Consider the following 16,251-nt stretch of genomic DNA (forward strand, 5'->3'; position numbering starts at 1 on the left):
GCGGCAAGGTCGGGCCATGGATTGCTTCGCTCCGCTCGCAATGACGAATGAGGGAGAAATAAAATAATGGACATTCAATCACTTTTCAGCCTCGAAGGCCGAATCGCTCTCGTCACTGGCGGCAGCCGCGGGATCGGCAAGATGTTCGTCGAGGGGCTGCTAGCGGCAGGCTGCGCGCGGGTCTACATCTCGGCGCGCAAGGTCGAACAGATGCAGGCGACCATCGACGAGTTCGGGCCTGACAAGGTCATCGGCATCCCTGCAGACCTTTCACAGATGGACGGTATCGTCAGTCTCGCCAACGAACTGAAGGCGCGCGAGAGCCGGCTTGATATCCTGATCAACAATGCCGGCGCGGCCTGGGGTCAGCCCTATCTCGAATTTTCCGAGGCCGGCTGGCACCGGACGATGGATCTGAACGTCAAGACGCCGTTCTTCCTCACCCAGAAGCTGCACGACCTGCTGGTCGAAGGCGGCAAGGCGGGGCATCCGGCCAAGGTGATCCACGTCTCCTCGATCGACGGGCAGCGCATCAACCCGTGGGAGACCTATGCCTATCAGGCATCCAAGGCGGGCGTGATCCAGCTGACCCGGCGCATGGCTGCGCGGCTGATCCAGGACAATATCATCGTCACCTCGATCGCACCGGGGGCCTTCCCGAGCGAAATGAACAAGGCCGCCAAGGACGCGCCCGACGCCTCGGCGAGCGGCATTCCGGCCAAGCGCATCGGCACAGCTGAGGATATGGCCGCCGCCGCGATCTACCTGTGCAGCCGCGCGGGCGATTATGTGGTCGGCGAGACGCTGACCGTCGACGGCGGGGTGGTCAATGCGCTGCTCCCGAACCACTTCGCCGATCCGGGTGGCAAGGGCTGATCTGCCGCGCTGCCACGAGGCAACAAAAAGCCCCGCCAACTCTCAGATTTGCGGGGCTTTTTTGCGATGGTGGGCGTGGGAAGGATCGAACTTCCGGCCCCGGGCCTTTTGGAGGATCGGCGACCCGCAGATACCCGCCAGCTTCATTCTGGATCATCCCGGATTGATGATTTTTGCCGACGATTCCGCAGTATCCGGCACTTGATGGCTCCTTCATGCGGCATCGCCCTTTCTGACCGCGAAGGAGCGCGTCGCGGGATTCCCGATAAGGCGGGCTCCAGCTCTCCAACCAAGCCACGCAGGCCGCGCCTGCGTTTGCAGCGGTGGTTCATTCACCGCCGTTCAGCGTGCGAATGGTGAACTGGCTCACCAACCGCTGCACGCCGGGCAGAGCCGAGAGAATTTCCCGGTGGATACGCTCGTAGCTGTCATCGCTGCGCACCAGCACCTTGAGCAGATAATCGGATTCGCCGCTCATCAGATATGTCTCGGCCACAAGCGGTGTCTGCGCGAGCGCTTTCTCGAACGCCAGCATGGTCGCCTGGCGCTGATCGGTCAGCGTGACATGGACAAAGACGGTCGAGGGATTTCCGCGCGCCGCGTTCGAGAGGCGCGCGCGATAGCCGAGGATCGCGCCGCTTTCCTCCAGCGCCTTGACCCGTCGGTGGGCGGCTGAGGGCGACAGGCCCACGCGCTCGCCCAATTGTTCGCCGGTCAGCCGGGAGTCGCCTGCAAGCAGATCAAGAATTTTTCGGTCGATACGATCCATTCGCAAATTTCTTGCAGCATTAGGCAATTTCACACAAGCCATTCTCGATTAATCGCTGCCATGCGCCGATCATTGCGAAGATCATGCAGGCCCTTGCTGCTAAATCGCGCCCAGTCACCGCAAATGAGAGGCGAGCATGCGCATCGGGGTCCCGGCAGAGATCAAGAACAACGAATACAGGGTCGGGCTGACTCCGGCGGCAGCTCGGGAGTTGACCCGCGCGGGACATGAGGTGGTCGTCCAGAGCGGCGCGGGTCTCGGTGTGGACTTTGCCGATGCCGATTACCTTGCCGCAGGCGCGCAGATCCTGCCCGATGCCCGCGCGGTGTTTGATACGGCCGAGATGATCGTCAAGGTCAAGGAGCCGCAAGCCAGCGAGGTCGCCATGCTGCGGCCCGGCCAGGTGCTGTTCACCTATCTCCACCTCGCCGCCGACAAGCCGCAGACCGAAGGGCTGATGGCCTCGGGCGCGACCGCCATTGCCTATGAGACCGTGACCTCCCGCGACGGCACCCTGCCGCTGCTCAAGCCGATGTCCGAAGTCGCCGGTCGCATGAGCGTGCAGTGCGGGGCGCATTACCTTGAAAAGCATCAGGGCGGGCGCGGGGTGCTGCTCGGCGGGGTGCCGGGGGTTGAGCCGGGCCGGGTGGTGATCCTGGGCGGGGGCGTCGCAGGGTTCAATGCTGCGCAGATGGCGGTCGGCCTGCGCGCCGATGTGACGATCTTCGACATCTCCAACGCCCGCCTCGCCGAACTCGACACAATCTTCGACAACCGCATCAGGACCGCCTTTGCCTCGTCCGACGCGATTGCCGCGGCGGTGCGGGAAGCCGATCTGGTGATCGGTGCGGTGCTGGTGCCGGGGGCGGCGGCGCCCAAGCTCGTGACCCGCGAGATGGTGCGAACAATGCGGCGCGGGGCGGTGCTGGTCGATATCGCGATCGATCAGGGCGGCTGTTTCGAGACCAGCCATGCCACCACGCACGAAAACCCGGTGTTCGAAGTGGACGGAGTGATCCATTACTGCGTCGCCAACATGCCCGGCGCGGTCGCGCGCACCTCGACCATGGCGCTGGGCAATGCGACGCTGCCCTTCGTGCTGCGGCTGGCGAACATGGGGGCAGAGGCGGCGATGGCGGCCGATCCGCATCTGGCGGCGGGCCTCAATGTCGCCGGGGGCAAGCTGCTCCACCGGGCAGTGGCCGATGCGCTTGATCTGCCTTTCGGTTAGACTTCGCGGGCGCGGGGCGGGCCGTCATGCGACGTCGTCAGGAAGCCTAAAGGGCTCTGGCGCGGATTTCCGGGTCTTTCGATCCGCTCGTCGCTCGATCCCCCCATTGACCGGCAACAAAAAGCCCCGCCAACTCGCCGAGTTGCGGGGCTTTTTTGCGATGGTGGGCGTAGGAAGGATTGAACTTCCGACCCCTGCGATGTCAACACAGTGCTCTACCACTGAGCTATACGCCCATTCCATCGGGCAGCCTCTCGAAGAGGCGGAGCGCGCCCTTAACGTAAGCCCGCCGAAGGTGCAAGCGATTCGACCCGCATTTTCGCCGATCTAGCTTGCCTCTTCAAATACCCGTTCCACCTCCAGCACCAGATCGCGCAGGTGGAAGGGTTTGGAGAGAACCTTCGCTTCGGGTTGTTCACGGCTGGCACGCAGGGATACGGCCGCAAATCCGGTAATGAACATCACCTTGGTGCGCGGCGAGATTTCCGCGCAGCGCTGGGCCAGCTCGATTCCGTCCATCTCCGGCATCACGATGTCCGACAGCAGCAGGTCGAAATCGCCGCTCTCGAGCAGCGGTATGGCCTCGGTGCCGCGGTCTACAGCGCTCACCCGGTAGCCGGCATTGGTGAGCGCGCGCTCGAGATAGGTGCGCATCGCCTCTTCGTCTTCGGCGAGCAGGATATGAGGGGTATTTGCTGCGGTCATGTCCGCGTGACTAACATGGTCAGCTTAAGAAATCTTTCTCCGTTAGTGCCGGATTTCGGGCCACCCTGCGGACACCGCCCGCTATCAGGCTTTGACAGGTGAAGGCAGAGGCGGCAGCAAGGGATACGGCATGACTTCCTCTCCGCCCGATTTGCCATATCCGGATGCCATCCTGCATGGTGAGCACATGCGCGTGCGTGGCGGGCGGGTGCCGGGGCTGGAGGATGCGCCTGCCTACAGCTTTGTCGCACCGCGGCGTATGCGCTTGCCGGTCCTGGTCGCGGTGCCCCATGCCGGGCGTGACTATCCCGCGCAGGTCGTAACGCGGATGCGTGATCCGCAAGAAGCGCAATTGCGGCTTGAGGATCGGCTTGTCGACCGGCTCGGCATTGCCATTGCCGAAGCCACTGGTGCGAGCCTGCTGGTCGCCCATGCACCGCGCGCTCTGCTTGATCTCAACCGTGCCGAGGATGATGTCGACTGGGACATGATAGAGGGCGGCAAGCCCGAATTGTCCGACTTGCCGAAGACGGGGGTTCAGGGCTGCAACCGGCGAGCGCGCAGCGGGTTGGGGCTGGTGCCGCGCAGGCTTCCGGGAACAGGCGAGATCTGGCGCGGCCGATTGGGACGCAGTGAGCTTGCGGCGCGCATTGCCGGGATCCACCAAGCCTATCATGGCTTCCTCGCAGCCGAACTCGAACGCATCCGCAGGACCTGGGGTGCGGCCCTGCTTGTCGATCTGCATTCCATGCCGCCCCTGCGAGCCGCCGATGACGAGGCGAGGGCACCGCAGATCGTGCTGGGCGACCGGTTCGGAGCCTCATGTCATCACGGGCTGATGTCGGCTGCCCTGCGGCATCTCGACGCGCGCGGATGTCTTGCCGCGCAGAACCGGCCCTATTCGGGGGGCTATGTGCTTGATCGCCACGGTGCACCCCAGCTGGGTATTCATGCGCTTCAGGTCGAGGTGTGCCGCACCACGTATCTTGATGTGCGGCTGGCCGAGCCGGGCGAGGGTCTGGCGGCCATGGCGGAACTCCTGGCCACTTTGGTGTCTGCGCTTGGCTCCGAGACCGCGTTGATGGGCGATAGCGACAACCTGCTGCAGGCTGCCGAATAATCAGCCTTGCCGCTTCACAAGGAACCACCCCGATGCTTGAGGGGGGTGCATGGGGTGGCCAAGGTTCAGGGGAATTGCGCTTTTTCGCCAGCGCTTGACGGCAACACCCATGAGGGAAAGCGCTGCCGACTTGTTCCATATGGAAAGCGGGCGGCCCCGTTACAACCGGAGCCGCCCGCCTTTAGGGTCTTTGCGCTGTATGCGCGCTGCTCAGTTGGCAGCGCCCTGGCTCATCGGCACCTTGCCGAGCGCCATCTGGCGTTCGAACAGCGTGCGCATCAGGTTGAGCGAAAACAGATGCGCGTGGATCAGGATCAGCATCCCGTTCTTGTGCAGGGTTTCAAGAGTTGCCACCGGCAGTTCGCGCAGCTTGTTCTCGTCGACCATGCGGAAGCCGCGGTAGACGAACGGCTTGTCGGGCTCGTCGGCGCGGGTGATCGCGATCTCGCCATCCATCATGATGTCGAGCTTCTGCAATTCGTCCATGAAAGCCTTGGTACGCTGACCGGCTTCCTCAAAGCGGCGGCAGAATTCGAGCACACCCTGGGTGTATTCGGTCGGCTCGGTCTTTTCGTTGAACAAGGCAAGGCCGTCATCGCGCTTGCCGATGAACTCCACACTCGGGTCGAAGCACAGCGAAAGGTCTTCGGCATCGGGACGCAGCTTGGCGAGCATGAAGGGGTAACGCCGCACATAGGCCGGCACGTAAACTTGGCTGACGAGCTTGTTATCCGCGTCCATGAAGGTGTTCACGCCTTCGTTCAGGCCGAACAGCGCGATGGGCAGGGGGTTGTCGCCAGCGGTGAAAACGATCGGATAGTTGCGCTGGGCATCGATGAATTCATCGGTGGTCAGCGGCACGGCATGGGTCTGCGCCAGGAACGGGGCGCCTTGCATGGTGCCGACTTTCCATTCGGCATGGTCGCGGCTGTTGAGAGGCAGCAGGTCCTTGTAGAACAGCGGAAGTTGCGGTTGCGGCGCGCTGGCCATGTGGTCGTCTCCGAAAATCAGTTGCGGGTCATCCCTGCGGCAGGCTCCCCCGCCGGACGAGGGCGGCCCTTAAGCTGTTGCGGCCTCAGGTGCAAGCCGCCGCCGGATCGGGAATTACCAGTTTACCCGGATTGAGCAGACCATGCGGGTCGAGCGCCTGCTTGATGCTGGTCATCAGCGCCAGCGCAACCGGATCGTGCAAGCGGGCGAGTTCGGCGACCTTCATCTGTCCGATCCCGTGCTCGGCACTGATCGAGCCGCCCCACTGCGTGACCAGATCATATACTCGGGCGCTGACGGCCTTGCCCTCGGCCTCTTCCCAGGTTCCGGGCACCGCTCCTGGCGGGGCGAGCACATGGAAATGCACATTGCCGTCACCGAGATGGCCGAAGGCGACCGCGCGGGTGCCGGGAAATGCTTCCTCGATCAGCGGACTGGCAGCGAGGATGAATTCGGGCATCCGTTCGACCGGTACGGAGATATCGTGCTGCATCGCCGGGCCGAGCGCGCGCTCGGCGGCCGAAATCGAATCCCGCAGCAGCCAGAAATCCTCAGCCTGGCGTTCGTTGGCGGCGATGACCGCATCTTCCAGCAGCGCCTCGTCCAGCGCTCCGGCAAGGCTTGCCTCGAGCCGTTCGTAAAGGGCGGTACTGTCGGCGCTGGCAGAAACGCATTCGACAAGGGCGTTCCATTCATGCCGTCCGCCGAGTGGTGCGCGCGCGGCAGGCAGATGGGCGAGCACGCTGTCGAGGCAATGTGCGGGCACCACTTCGAAGCCCTCCAGCGCTTCGCCCATGTCGCGCTCGACATGGCGCAGGAGGCTGCGGGCTGCGGTGATCGAGGGCAGTCCCGCCCACGCCGTCACCCGCCCGGTCGCCGCGGGCAGCAGGCGCAGGGTTGCAGCCGTCACGATGCCTAGTGTGCCTTCCGAACCGATCAGCAGCTGTTTCAGGTCGAAGCCGCGATTGTCCTTCTTGAGCGGGGTCAGGGTGTCGAGCACCTCGCCGGTGGCCAGCACGGCCTCAAGCCCCAGAACCTGCGCGCGCATGGTTCCGTGACGCAGCACCTGCGTGCCGCCCGCATTGGTAGACACGAGCCCGCCGATGGTCGCCGAACCCTTGCCGCCCAGCGTCAAAGGGAAACGCATCCGCGCCGTCTCCGCGGCATCGTGGAGATGCTGGAGGATCACGCCTGCCTCGCAAACGACTTGTCCGGCATCCGGATCAAGGCTGCGGATCCGGTCCATGCGACGCATGCTAAGAAGCAGCGCGGTGCCCGTTGCATCGGGGGTCGCACCACCTGCCATCCCGCTATTGCCGCCCTGCGGCACGATCGGGACACGGTACGCAGCGGCCAGCTTCATCAGCGCTGCGACTTCCTCGGTCGATGCGGGCGCCGCCATTGCGATGGCGCTGCCGGTATAGCGTCCGCGCCAGTCGGTCAGCCAAGCTTCCATCAGCCCGGCATCTGTCGTCAAGCCGCGCGGGCCAAGCAGGTTGGCCGCCTTTTCCAGAAACGGGGTCAGGAAAGCAGGGTCGCTCATTGTGGCGCCCATGCCACACTCGGCAGCAAATTTGCCAGAGATTTCGCGCCCGCTTGCCGCACAGTTAAGCCGCGGTTCAATTGCTGCAGCTACGGGTACTGCTGCCCGCGTGCGCCTGTCGCACCCGTGTCACCTTCGAGGAGAAAGCCGCGGCTGCCATGCCAAGCCTGCTAACCCTGACAGCGCCCGCCGCGTTGCTTCTGCCGCTTGCGGCAGGAGCGGGCGTGCCTGCCGCTTGCGAGGCGCCGTCTGCGCATGAGGCGGCGCAGGCTTCGGGGTGTGATGGGGCGGTGCGGGCCGATGGAGGCGCACGCGTCAATCCCCTTTCCGCACTGAGCATGCAGCAGATCGCGCGTCAGGTGCGCATAGAACAGCGGGTTGTGGTGCGGATTGCCCCGCAGCGGCCTGCTGCCCGTCAGAACATGCTTGCCGAACTCCCCCAGCGCGCCATCCCGCGCCGGCTAGAAGAAACGCGCAAGGAAAAATGCGTGCCGCTTGACGGGATTGCGGGAGTGCAGACCGGAAGTGGCAACCGGCTGGTTCTGTTCTTGCGCGATGAGCGGATGATCTCGGTGAATCTCGAAAAGTCCTGCCGCGCGCGTGACTTCTATTCCGGTTTCTATGTCGAGAAGAACAAGGACGGCCGCTTGTGCGTCGACCGTGACAAGTTGCAGTCGCGCACCGGTATGCGGTGCGAGGTCGAAGCCATGCGCCAGCTGGTCGAAGCGAGCGACTGACGCGGGTCCACGCAAAGACGACCAGGATACGCGCGTTTCCTTGACTTTTGCGCGCAATTGGAGGAAAGGCGCGCCAGCCTGGCGACGTCTTCTGCGCGCGCAGGCCAGTAACCCGGCAGCAACCCTGCCAGCATATCCGGACAGCACGCCAAGCATGACCTTCGCCGATCTCGGCCTTTCGCCCGAATTGCTCAAAGCCGTGGAGGACGCGGGCTATACGACGCCCACCGCAATCCAGGCGCAGGCGATCCCGACCGTGCTGATGATGAAGGATCTCATCGGCATCGCGCAGACCGGCACCGGCAAGACGGCGAGCTTCGTACTTCCGATGATCGATGTGATGGCCGCCGGGCGCCGCCGCGCGCTGATGCCGCGCTCGCTGATCCTCGAACCGACCCGCGAACTCGCCGCGCAGGTGGCGGAGAATTTCGAGAAATACGGCAAGAACCACGATCTCAAGATGGCGCTCTTGATCGGGGGCGTGCAGATGGGCGACCAGCTCAAGGCGCTGGATGAAGGCGTGGACGTGCTGATCGCCACCCCGGGCCGGTTGATGGACCTGTTCGAACGCGGCAAGATCCTGCTGAATGGCTGCGAGTTGCTGGTGATCGACGAGGCCGACCGGATGCTCGACATGGGGTTCATCCCCGATATCGAGTTCATCTGTTCCAAGCTCCCCGAAACCCGCCAGACCATGCTGTTTTCGGCCACCATGCCCCCGCCGATCGAGAAGCTGGCGAAGAAGTTCCTGACCAATCCCAAGCGCATCGAAGTCAGCCGTGCGGCCTCGACCAATGCCGACATCACAGCCTTCAAGGTGCCGGTGAAGTCGCGTTCCAAGCGCGAGACGCTGCGCTGGTTTCTCGAAAATGACCTGATCGAGACGGCGATCATCTTCGCCAACAAGAAGACCACGGTGCGCGAACTGAACCAGAGCCTCAAGCGCCATGGTTTCCGTTCGTCCGAGATCCATGGTGACATGGACCAGACAAGCCGCTTGAAGGAACTGGAACGCTTCAAGTCGGGCGATGTAAACATCCTCGTGGCATCGGACGTCGCCGCCAGAGGCCTCGACATCAAGGGCGTCTCCCACGTCTTCAACTTCGACACGCCGTGGCACCCGGATGATTACGTCCACCGCATCGGCCGCACCGGCCGCGCCGGGGCCAAGGGCAGGGCCTTTACCTTCGTCTCGGAAGAAGACGCCGAAGCCATCGCCAATGTCGAGAAGCTGACCGGCAGCCCGATCAAGGTGTTCGGCAAGGAAGATGTGCGGGTCGATCTGAGCGAAGTCCTCGCAAAGGCCGAAGCGGCCAAGGCGGAGGCGCCTGCCGAGGAGGCGCGCGAAGATCGTCCCGAGCGCAAACCCCGCCGCGCCAAGGAAGAACGGCGCGAGGAGCGAACCGAGCGTGAATCGCGCGAGGGGCGCCCGCGTCGCGAGCGTTCCACCCCCCGCACAGACCGCGTCACCGCAAGCGAGGAGCGCAAGCCTCGCCGCCGCTATCACGAGGACGATGAACCCGTCCCCGCCGGTGAATGGAATGGCCCGCGTCCGGGCTTTCTGGATGTGGGTTTCGGCTGAGACCTAACCGACCACCGTCACGAAGCTGTCGAGCACCCGCTTTTCCCCAGCATCCTCGAACAGGATGGTGAGCTTGTTGCCTTCCTGATCGATCACGCAGCCGGTGCCGAATTTGTCGTGGGTGACCATCGCCCCGATCGCGATATCGCTGCGGGCCGGAGCGGCGAAGCTGGCCGCTGACCGCGTGTTTTCACGCAGGCGGGCGGGCCTTGTCTCGTAGCCCGATGTCAAAGCCCGCTGCCAGCCGGGCCCGCGCGTCTGCGCCTTTGCTGGATGATCGCGCGCGACATGGGCGAAGGGGTCTTCCTGCTCGCGCCAGTTTGCCCGCCACAGCGATGCGCCACCGGTGAGCGTGCTTTCCTGTTCGATATGATCTGCGGGCAGTTCCTCGATGAAGCGCGAGGGAATGGAACTGACCCACTGGCCATAGATCCGGCGGTTGGCGGCGTGGAGGATCGTACAATGCCGCTTGGCCCGCGTGATCGCCACGTAGGCGAGGCGGCGCTCTTCCTCCAGCGAGGCGAGCCCGCCCTCGTCGATCGCGCGCTGGCTGGGAAACACGCCTTCCTCCCAGCCGACACAGAACACGTTGTCGAATTCGAGGCCTTTCGCTGCGTGGATCGTCATGATCGTCACCGTCTCGCCCTGATCGGCGCGGTCATTATCCATGACGAGGCTGACATGCTCCAGAAACTCGCCGAGCGTCTCGTATTCCTCCATCGCTCGCGCAAGTTCGGAGAGGTTCTCCGCGCGTCCTGCGCTTTCGGGTGAACGGTCGGCGGCAAGCATAGTGTTGTAGCCCGATTCCTCCAGCACCAGCCGCAGGAGATCGGCGGGCGAAAGCGTCTCGGCCTGTTCGCGCCAGTGCAGGAACTGGCGCATCAACCCGCCGATGGTGTTCGCTGCGCGCTTGGGTAATTCGTCGCTGTCGGCCAGTTGCAGCGCCGCGGCTGCCAGCGGCAGGCCCATGCGCCGGGCGTGGAGGTGCATGGTCTCCAGCGCCTTGGCCCCAAGCCCGCGCTTGGGGACGTTGTGGATCCGTTCAAACGCCAGATCGTCCTGCGGCTGGGCGATCAGGCGCAGATAGGCCAGCGCATCGCGGATTTCGGCGCGTTCGTAGAAGCGGAAACCGCCGATGATGCGGTAATTGATGCCGATCTGTATGAAACGGTCTTCGAACTCGCGGGTCTGGTACTGGGCGCGCACGAGGATCGCGATCTGGTCGAGCGGGGCGCCCTCGGCCTCGAGCCGCTCGATCGCCTCGCCCACCCGGCGCGCTTCCTCGGGCGCGTCCCAAACGCCGATGACCTTGATCTTGTCGCCGCCATTGACCTCGGTCCACAGGGTCTTGTCGTGGCGCTGGCTGTTCGCGCGGATCAGGCCGGAGGCTGCGCCCAGAATATGCGGAGTGGAGCGGTAGTTCTGTTCCAGCCGGATCACCTCCGCGCCCGGAAAATCCTTTTCGAAGCGCAGGATATTGGCGACTTCCGCCCCGCGCCAGGAATAGATCGACTGGTCATCATCACCGACGACGCAGATATTTTTGTGGCTCTGCGCGAGCAGCCGCAGCCACAGATACTGCACCGCGTTAGTGTCCTGATATTCGTCCACCATGATGTAGCGGAAGCGGCGCTGGTAATCGGCGAGGATATCCGGGTGGCTGCGCAGGATGTTGAGCATGTGCAGCATCAGGTCGCCGAAATCGCAGGCGTTGAGTTGCTTCAGCCTCTCCTGATAGCGGGCATAGAGCGCGGTGCCCCTGCCGTTGGCGTAGGCCTCGTTCTCGACCGCGTCCAAGTCGGCCGGGTTCAACCCGCGGTTTTTCCAGCGGTCGATCAGCCCGGCAAGCTGGCGCGCGGGCCAGCGCTTCTCGTCGAGATCTGCCTCGCTGATGAGCTGCTTGAGGAGCCTGATCTGGTCGTCGGTGTCGATGATGGTGTAATTCTGCTGCAAGCCGACCAGCTCTGCATGGCGGCGCAGCGTCTTGGCGCAGATCGAATGGAAGGTGCCAAGCCAGGGCAGGCCCTCGGCCGCCGGGCCGAGGTGATGCGCCACCCGTTCACGCATCTCGCGAGCGGCCTTGTTGGTGAAGGTGACGCAGAGGATCTGCGAAGGGTAAGCGCGGCCCGTCGCGACCAGATGGGCAAGGCGCGCGGTAAGGGCTGCGGTCTTGCCCGTTCCCGCCCCCGCCAGCATCAGCACCGGGCCTTCGGTCGCCAGCACGGCGGCGCGCTGGGCCGGGTTCAGCCGCGCGGCATAGGCGGGGACGCTGTCACGCGCCGAAGCGGGAGAGGGCAAATTGTTGCTCATGGAGTAATATGAACAGGTAGGGAACATTGCCCGCGCGGGCAAGCGCGTTCGGTCGGCTTATCGACCGCGCGCATCAGGCATCGGGTGCAGCGAGGCGCAGAAGGTGCAGCTTGCCCTTGCCGACCCGGCGCTCTGCTTCGAGCGACAGATCCTTGACCGCAACATCTTCGTTGAAGGCGGTCTCCACTGCAATCCATGTCTCGGGGCCGATCCAGCCGAGGCGCAGCAGCCGGTCGAGCGCCACCTCGCCCGCGCCAGAGCGGTAGGGCGGATCGGCGAGGATCAGGTCGACCGGGGCGGTGGCGGCGCGCAGGCCCATCACCGAACCGGCTTCGATCCGTGTCTGCTCGCGCGCGCCCAGCGCCGCGATATTGGCCTTGATCGCATCGAGCGCGGCGCGGTCCTGTTCGACGAACAGGCAGGTGGCAGCGCCGCGAGAAAGAGCTTCAAGCCCGAGCGCACCCGAACCGGCAAACAGGTCCGCGACCCGCAAGCCCTCGAAGCTGCCAAGCCTGCTGGTGAGCATCGCAAACAGCGTCTCGCGTGCGCGGTCCGCGGTGGGGCGGGTGGCCTCGCCCTTGGGCGCGGCGAGCTTGCGCCCGCGCCATTCGCCCGCGATGATCCTCACTTGCGCTGCGTCCCTGCCTTGCCCTTCGCAAGGTCGGCAAGGAAGCGTTCGACCGGCTTGCCCCTGAGCTCCACCGCCTGGCCTCGCGGCAGATCGCCGAGATGGAACGGGCCATAGCCGACCCGGATCAGGCGGTTGACCTGAAGCCCGAGAAATTCGAGCACGCGGCGCACTTCGCGATTCTTGCCCTCGGTGATGGTCATCTCGATCCACAGGTTGCGGCCAGAGGAGCGTTCGAGATTGGCATCGATCGAACCATAGCGCACCCCGTCGATCTCGACGCCTTCGATCAGGTCTTCGAGGTGCGCCTGCGTCACTTCACCAAAAGCGCGCGCGCGATAGGTGCGCGGAATGCCGCTGGCGGGCAGTTCGAGCTTGCGCTTTACCTCGCCGTCATTGGTCAGCAGCAGCAGGCCTTCGGTGTTGAGGTCGAGGCGCCCGACCGGCATCACGCGGCCCGCGTTCTTCGGCAGGGCATTGCGCAGCGCGGTGTAGATCGTCGGACGGCCCGCCGGATCGCGCTCGGCTGTGATCAGGCCGGCGGGCTTGTGGAAGGCGAACAGGCGGGTAGGTTCGGCGGCGGTGACAGGCTTGCCATCAACTGTCACGCCCCTGAGGCTGGTCAGGATCGTTGCCGGGGTCTCCAGCACCTTGCCGTCCAGCGCAACGCGCCCCTCGGCGATCATCCGCTCGATCTCGCGACGGCTGGCTATGCCTGCGCGGGCAAGCAGCTTGGCGATGCGGTCGCCTTCGGGACGATTTTCGGAGCGTGGGGGCTGGGTGGGCATGGGCCGGCGCCTAGGCGCTCAATTGGCTGCCCGCAAGGCCTCGCTCACTATCTCGTCAAACCGCGTGATCCCGCCTTCCAGCGTGCCAAGCGTGACGTGGCTCACCGCGCCGCTTGATAGTCCCTGCTGGCCCAGCTCGGCCGCGCGGAAATCCTCTGACGCGAACACGCCGCCATCGAGCAGTTTCCAGCTGCGCTCCCAGTGATCGCGCGCCTTTTCGGTCGCGGGCGCTTCAGGGATGAGCATGAAATCCTCAACCAGCGTCAGGTCTGCTGCCTGCGGCATGAGCACCATGACATTGACGTAATCGGGGCTGGGAACGATGATCGTCGCGGGCAGCAACTGGTAGGCGAAGGTCACCACACGGCGCAGGGAGGCCATGTCGGTCAGGTCGACGCCCTCCATCTCCTCCAGCCGGCCGACTGCCGAACGCTGGTGCGGGCCGATCTGGTCGCCTGCGGTAATCCCGTCCTTGAAGAAGGGGCCGATGGTATTCGCGTGCAGCCGGGTGACATGGTAGCTTTCGAGGAAGGCATCCATGATCAGCTTCCAGTTGCCTCTTACCGTGTGCAGCTTGCGCCGGAACAGGTGCGATTGCGGCAGACCGAAAGCGTCGAGATCGCTGCCCAATTCTTGTGCATGGGTAAAATCGGCACCATCGACCGGCGCGAACCAGATTAGACCCCCTGCCTCCAAAACAGGCAGCTCGACGAGGCCGTAATCGCCCTTGTCGAGGCCCGGAAAGGTCTCGGGCCGGGGCAGGGCCATCAGACCTCCGTCCAGCCGGTAGGTCCAGGCGTGATAGGGGCAGACCAGCCGCTTTGCGCATTGCACCTCGCTGCCTTCGACCAGCCGCGTGCCGCGGTGGCGGCAGACGTTGAGGAAGACGTGGGCCTTGCCGTCATTGTCGCGGGTGATGAGCAGCGGGCGCCCGGTGGCATCATGTGGCACTGCCATGCCGGGTTCTGGCAGCAGCGCGGATGGTGCGATAACCTGCGGCAATCGGTCGAACAGCGCCGCCTGCTCGCGCGCGAAGTGATCGGGGCAGGTGTAGTTCGTCGACGGAACCGTCTGGACCCCGCCTGCCTGCCTGCCGATACCCCCGCGGATCGTTTCGGCCAGCGCCAATTGGCCCGGCGTCGGGCGCAAATCGGGCATATCTGTTGTCGCGGTGTTCATCGCTCTTTGCTCATCCTCTCGTCCCGGCGTAATGGTGCAGGGAAATGAGGTTAAGAACAAGGATCGATCCGAATGGCTGAAGCGCGCGCCGGAAAGCCCGGCTGGGGCGTGGTCCTGCGCGCGATGGGTCAGCGCAAGACCGGCTACATGGCGCTGTTCGGTTTTGCCAGCGGCCTGCCTTTCGCGCTGTTCCTCGGCACGCTCTATGCCTGGCTGTCAGAGGCCGAGGTTGATCTGGAAACGATGGGCGTGTTCTCGCTGATCGGGCTTTCCTATGCCTTCCAGTTCCTGTGGTCGCCGCTGATAGACAAGGTGAACATCGCAGGCTTTTCGCGGCTGGGGCGGCGCAAACAGTGGATGGTGCCCGCGCAATTGCTGCTCGGCGCGATTCTCGTAACGCTTTCGCTGCTCGATCCGGTGAGCCAGTTGGGCTGGTTCTCGCTGCTCGCCGGGATCGGGGCCTTCGCCAGTGCGACGCAGGACATTGCGATCAACGCCTGGCGCATCGATGTGGCGGACGAGAAGGCGACGCTCGACATTCTCTCGACTGTCTACCAGATGGGCTACCGTCTCGCCGCGCTGGTGGGCGGGGCTTTCGGCCTCATCATTGCGGCACGGATCGGCTGGCCGGAAACCTATGCGCTGATGGGCGCGATCCTGCTTGGAATCGGCACCTTGGGCCTGTTCGCGCCCGATACGCGCGTAGGGGACCTTGCCGAGGATGCCGCCTCGGACGCGCAGATTCTCGCATTGAGGCAGGCGGGCGAATTGCGCCCCGAGGTGCGCGCGCGGGCGCTGGTGGCGGTGGGCGTGCTGTGGGCGGCGGCGATCGGCGTGGTGCTGGCCTTCATGGTCATGTCGCTTGCCTTCCCGCCCGATCAGCGCCCCAATCCGACCGAGTTCACGCTCAATTACGGCCCGTGGATCATTGTTGCGACCGTGGTGGTGCCCGCGCTGATCGCAGGCTGGCTGGCGGGGCAGAAGCGCGATGGGACAAACCTGCTGGCCGAGGATGCGCCGCCCGCAAGCGGGGCGGGGTTTGCGATGGACCACCTCTACCGCGCGCTGGTGCTGCCACTTGTGGAGTTCGTCGGGCGGATCGGCTGGAGCCTCGTGCTGATCCTCGCGCTGGTGCTGACCTACCGCATCTGCGACGCGATCTGGGGAACGTTTGCCTATCCGTTCTATCTGGGCGAGCTTGAATACACCAATGACGAGGTGGCCTTTGCTTCGAAGTTCTTCGGCGTCGGTGCGATCATCGCCGGGCTGGCGCTGGGTGGCTATCTGCTCACAGTGCTGGGCCGCATGGCGACGCTGACGCTGGGCGCGCTGCTCGCGGCGCTTACCAACCTGCTCTATGCCGACCTCGCGATCGGCGGCGCGCGGATGCAGGCGGCGAGCGATGCGGTGGGGTTCACGTGGCTCATCATGCAGGTGCCGGTGATCGGCAGTCCGGCGCTCGCCAAACTGACCTTTACCGTGATGTTCGAGAACCTCGCCATCGGCATCGCGGGCGCGGCCTATGTGGCGTGGCTCTCATCGATCGTGTCGAAGCAATACAGCGCTGTGCAATATGCGCTGCTGTCCTCGCTCACCATGCTGGTGGGGACGCTCGGTCGCGGGGCGCTGGGCGAGATGATCGAGGATCAGGGCTATTATGATGTCTTCGTGCTGACGACGCTGATCGGGTTGGTCGCGGTGGCGCTGTGCATTGCCGAATGGGTGCGGCAGGCGCGGGCCGGGCGAACATCGGGGGTGGTAACGCCGGAGGCGGCTCCGGCGGAATAGCAGAG

At 64.6% G+C, this 16,251-nt stretch carries 14 protein-coding genes and 2 tRNA genes; 6 read left to right on the plus strand and 10 right to left on the minus strand.

Going from position 1 to position 16,251, the window contains the following annotated elements; all coding sequences use genetic code 11:
* Positions 1 to 66: 66 nt before the first annotated feature.
* Complete coding sequence (locus I603_RS05460; RefSeq protein ID WP_068862913.1) at positions 67 to 876, plus strand: SDR family oxidoreductase; 810 nt, start codon at positions 67 to 69, stop codon at positions 874 to 876.
* Between the two features lie 67 nt (positions 877 to 943).
* On the opposite strand, the gene I603_RS14480 is transcribed toward I603_RS05460, so the two are convergent.
* Positions 944 to 1,036 (minus strand) — tRNA-Leu (locus I603_RS14480).
* A 168-nt stretch (positions 1,037 to 1,204) separates the two neighbouring features.
* Positions 1,205 to 1,645, minus strand: coding sequence for an Lrp/AsnC family transcriptional regulator (locus tag I603_RS05465; RefSeq protein WP_084439875.1), 441 nt, complete (start codon positions 1,643 to 1,645; stop codon positions 1,205 to 1,207).
* Between the two features lie 136 nt (positions 1,646 to 1,781).
* Between I603_RS05465 and ald the strand changes: the two genes are divergently transcribed.
* Positions 1,782 to 2,876 carry an alanine dehydrogenase gene (gene ald / locus I603_RS05470; RefSeq protein WP_068862917.1) on the plus strand — a complete coding sequence of 365 codons (1,095 nt, stop codon included), beginning with the start codon at positions 1,782 to 1,784 and terminating at the stop codon, positions 2,874 to 2,876.
* Positions 2,877 to 3,037: 161 nt separating this feature from the next.
* Here the strand turns inward: ald and I603_RS05475 are convergent.
* Together I603_RS05475 and cpdR are read right to left on the minus strand one after the other, a co-directional pair.
* Positions 3,038 to 3,112: transfer RNA gene (locus I603_RS05475), tRNA-Val, on the minus strand.
* Between the two features lie 91 nt (positions 3,113 to 3,203).
* Positions 3,204 to 3,581 (minus strand): cell cycle two-component system response regulator CpdR, encoded by a 378-nt coding sequence (gene cpdR / locus I603_RS05480; protein ID WP_068862919.1) that lies wholly within the window; start codon positions 3,579 to 3,581, stop codon positions 3,204 to 3,206.
* A 130-nt stretch (positions 3,582 to 3,711) separates the two neighbouring features.
* On the opposite strand from cpdR, the gene I603_RS05485 reads away from it, so the two are divergent.
* A complete protein-coding gene (locus I603_RS05485; RefSeq protein ID WP_232305256.1) occupies positions 3,712 to 4,701 on the plus strand; it encodes an N-formylglutamate amidohydrolase in 990 nt (329 codons plus the stop codon).
* A gap of 210 nt (positions 4,702 to 4,911) precedes the next feature.
* Here the strand turns inward: I603_RS05485 and I603_RS05490 are convergent, their stop codons facing one another.
* On the minus strand, positions 4,912 to 5,691 hold the full coding sequence (locus I603_RS05490; RefSeq protein ID WP_068862923.1) for a SapC family protein: 780 nt from the start codon (positions 5,689 to 5,691) through the stop codon (positions 4,912 to 4,914).
* A gap of 85 nt (positions 5,692 to 5,776) precedes the next feature.
* Positions 5,777 to 7,234, minus strand: a complete 1,458-nt coding sequence (locus I603_RS05495) for an FAD-binding oxidoreductase (RefSeq protein ID WP_086621990.1) — start codon at positions 7,232 to 7,234, stop codon at positions 5,777 to 5,779.
* Positions 7,235 to 7,572: 338 nt separating this feature from the next.
* Here I603_RS05495 and I603_RS05500 point away from each other — a divergent pair, with 338 nt between their 5' ends.
* Together I603_RS05500 and I603_RS05505 are read left to right on the plus strand one after the other, a co-directional pair.
* Positions 7,573 to 7,971 carry a hypothetical protein gene (locus I603_RS05500; protein ID WP_232305257.1) on the plus strand — a complete coding sequence of 133 codons (399 nt, stop codon included), beginning with the start codon at positions 7,573 to 7,575 and terminating at the stop codon, positions 7,969 to 7,971.
* Between the two features lie 154 nt (positions 7,972 to 8,125).
* Positions 8,126 to 9,553 (plus strand): DEAD/DEAH box helicase, encoded by a 1,428-nt coding sequence (locus I603_RS05505; protein ID WP_068862929.1) that lies wholly within the window; start codon positions 8,126 to 8,128, stop codon positions 9,551 to 9,553.
* Between the two features lie 3 nt (positions 9,554 to 9,556).
* Here the strand turns inward: I603_RS05505 and I603_RS05510 are convergent, their stop codons facing one another.
* From I603_RS05510 to I603_RS05525, 4 genes are all read right to left on the minus strand, one after another.
* Complete coding sequence (locus I603_RS05510; RefSeq protein WP_068862931.1) at positions 9,557 to 11,863, minus strand: ATP-dependent helicase; 2,307 nt, start codon at positions 11,861 to 11,863, stop codon at positions 9,557 to 9,559.
* Positions 11,864 to 11,936: 73 nt separating this feature from the next.
* Positions 11,937 to 12,491 (minus strand): 16S rRNA (guanine(966)-N(2))-methyltransferase RsmD, encoded by a 555-nt coding sequence (gene rsmD, locus I603_RS05515; RefSeq protein ID WP_068862933.1) that lies wholly within the window; start codon positions 12,489 to 12,491, stop codon positions 11,937 to 11,939.
* Positions 12,488 to 13,279 (minus strand): pseudouridine synthase, encoded by a 792-nt coding sequence (locus I603_RS05520; RefSeq protein WP_068862934.1) that lies wholly within the window; start codon positions 13,277 to 13,279, stop codon positions 12,488 to 12,490. The genes rsmD and I603_RS05520 overlap by 4 nt, the downstream gene beginning before the upstream one ends.
* 18 nt (positions 13,280 to 13,297) lie before the next feature.
* Positions 13,298 to 14,458: an aromatic ring-hydroxylating oxygenase subunit alpha gene (locus tag I603_RS05525; RefSeq protein WP_068862936.1), complete on the minus strand. Its 1,161-nt coding sequence runs from the start codon at positions 14,456 to 14,458 to the stop codon at positions 13,298 to 13,300.
* A 72-nt stretch (positions 14,459 to 14,530) separates the two neighbouring features.
* Between I603_RS05525 and I603_RS05530 the strand changes: the two genes are divergently transcribed.
* A complete protein-coding gene (locus I603_RS05530) occupies positions 14,531 to 16,246 on the plus strand; it encodes an AmpG family muropeptide MFS transporter (RefSeq protein ID WP_068862938.1) in 1,716 nt (571 codons plus the stop codon).
* Positions 16,247 to 16,251 lie beyond the last annotated feature (5 nt).

It is taken from the genome of Erythrobacter dokdonensis DSW-74, from assembly GCF_001677335.1.
GTDB classification, from domain to species: Bacteria; Pseudomonadota; Alphaproteobacteria; order Sphingomonadales; family Sphingomonadaceae; genus Erythrobacter; species Erythrobacter dokdonensis.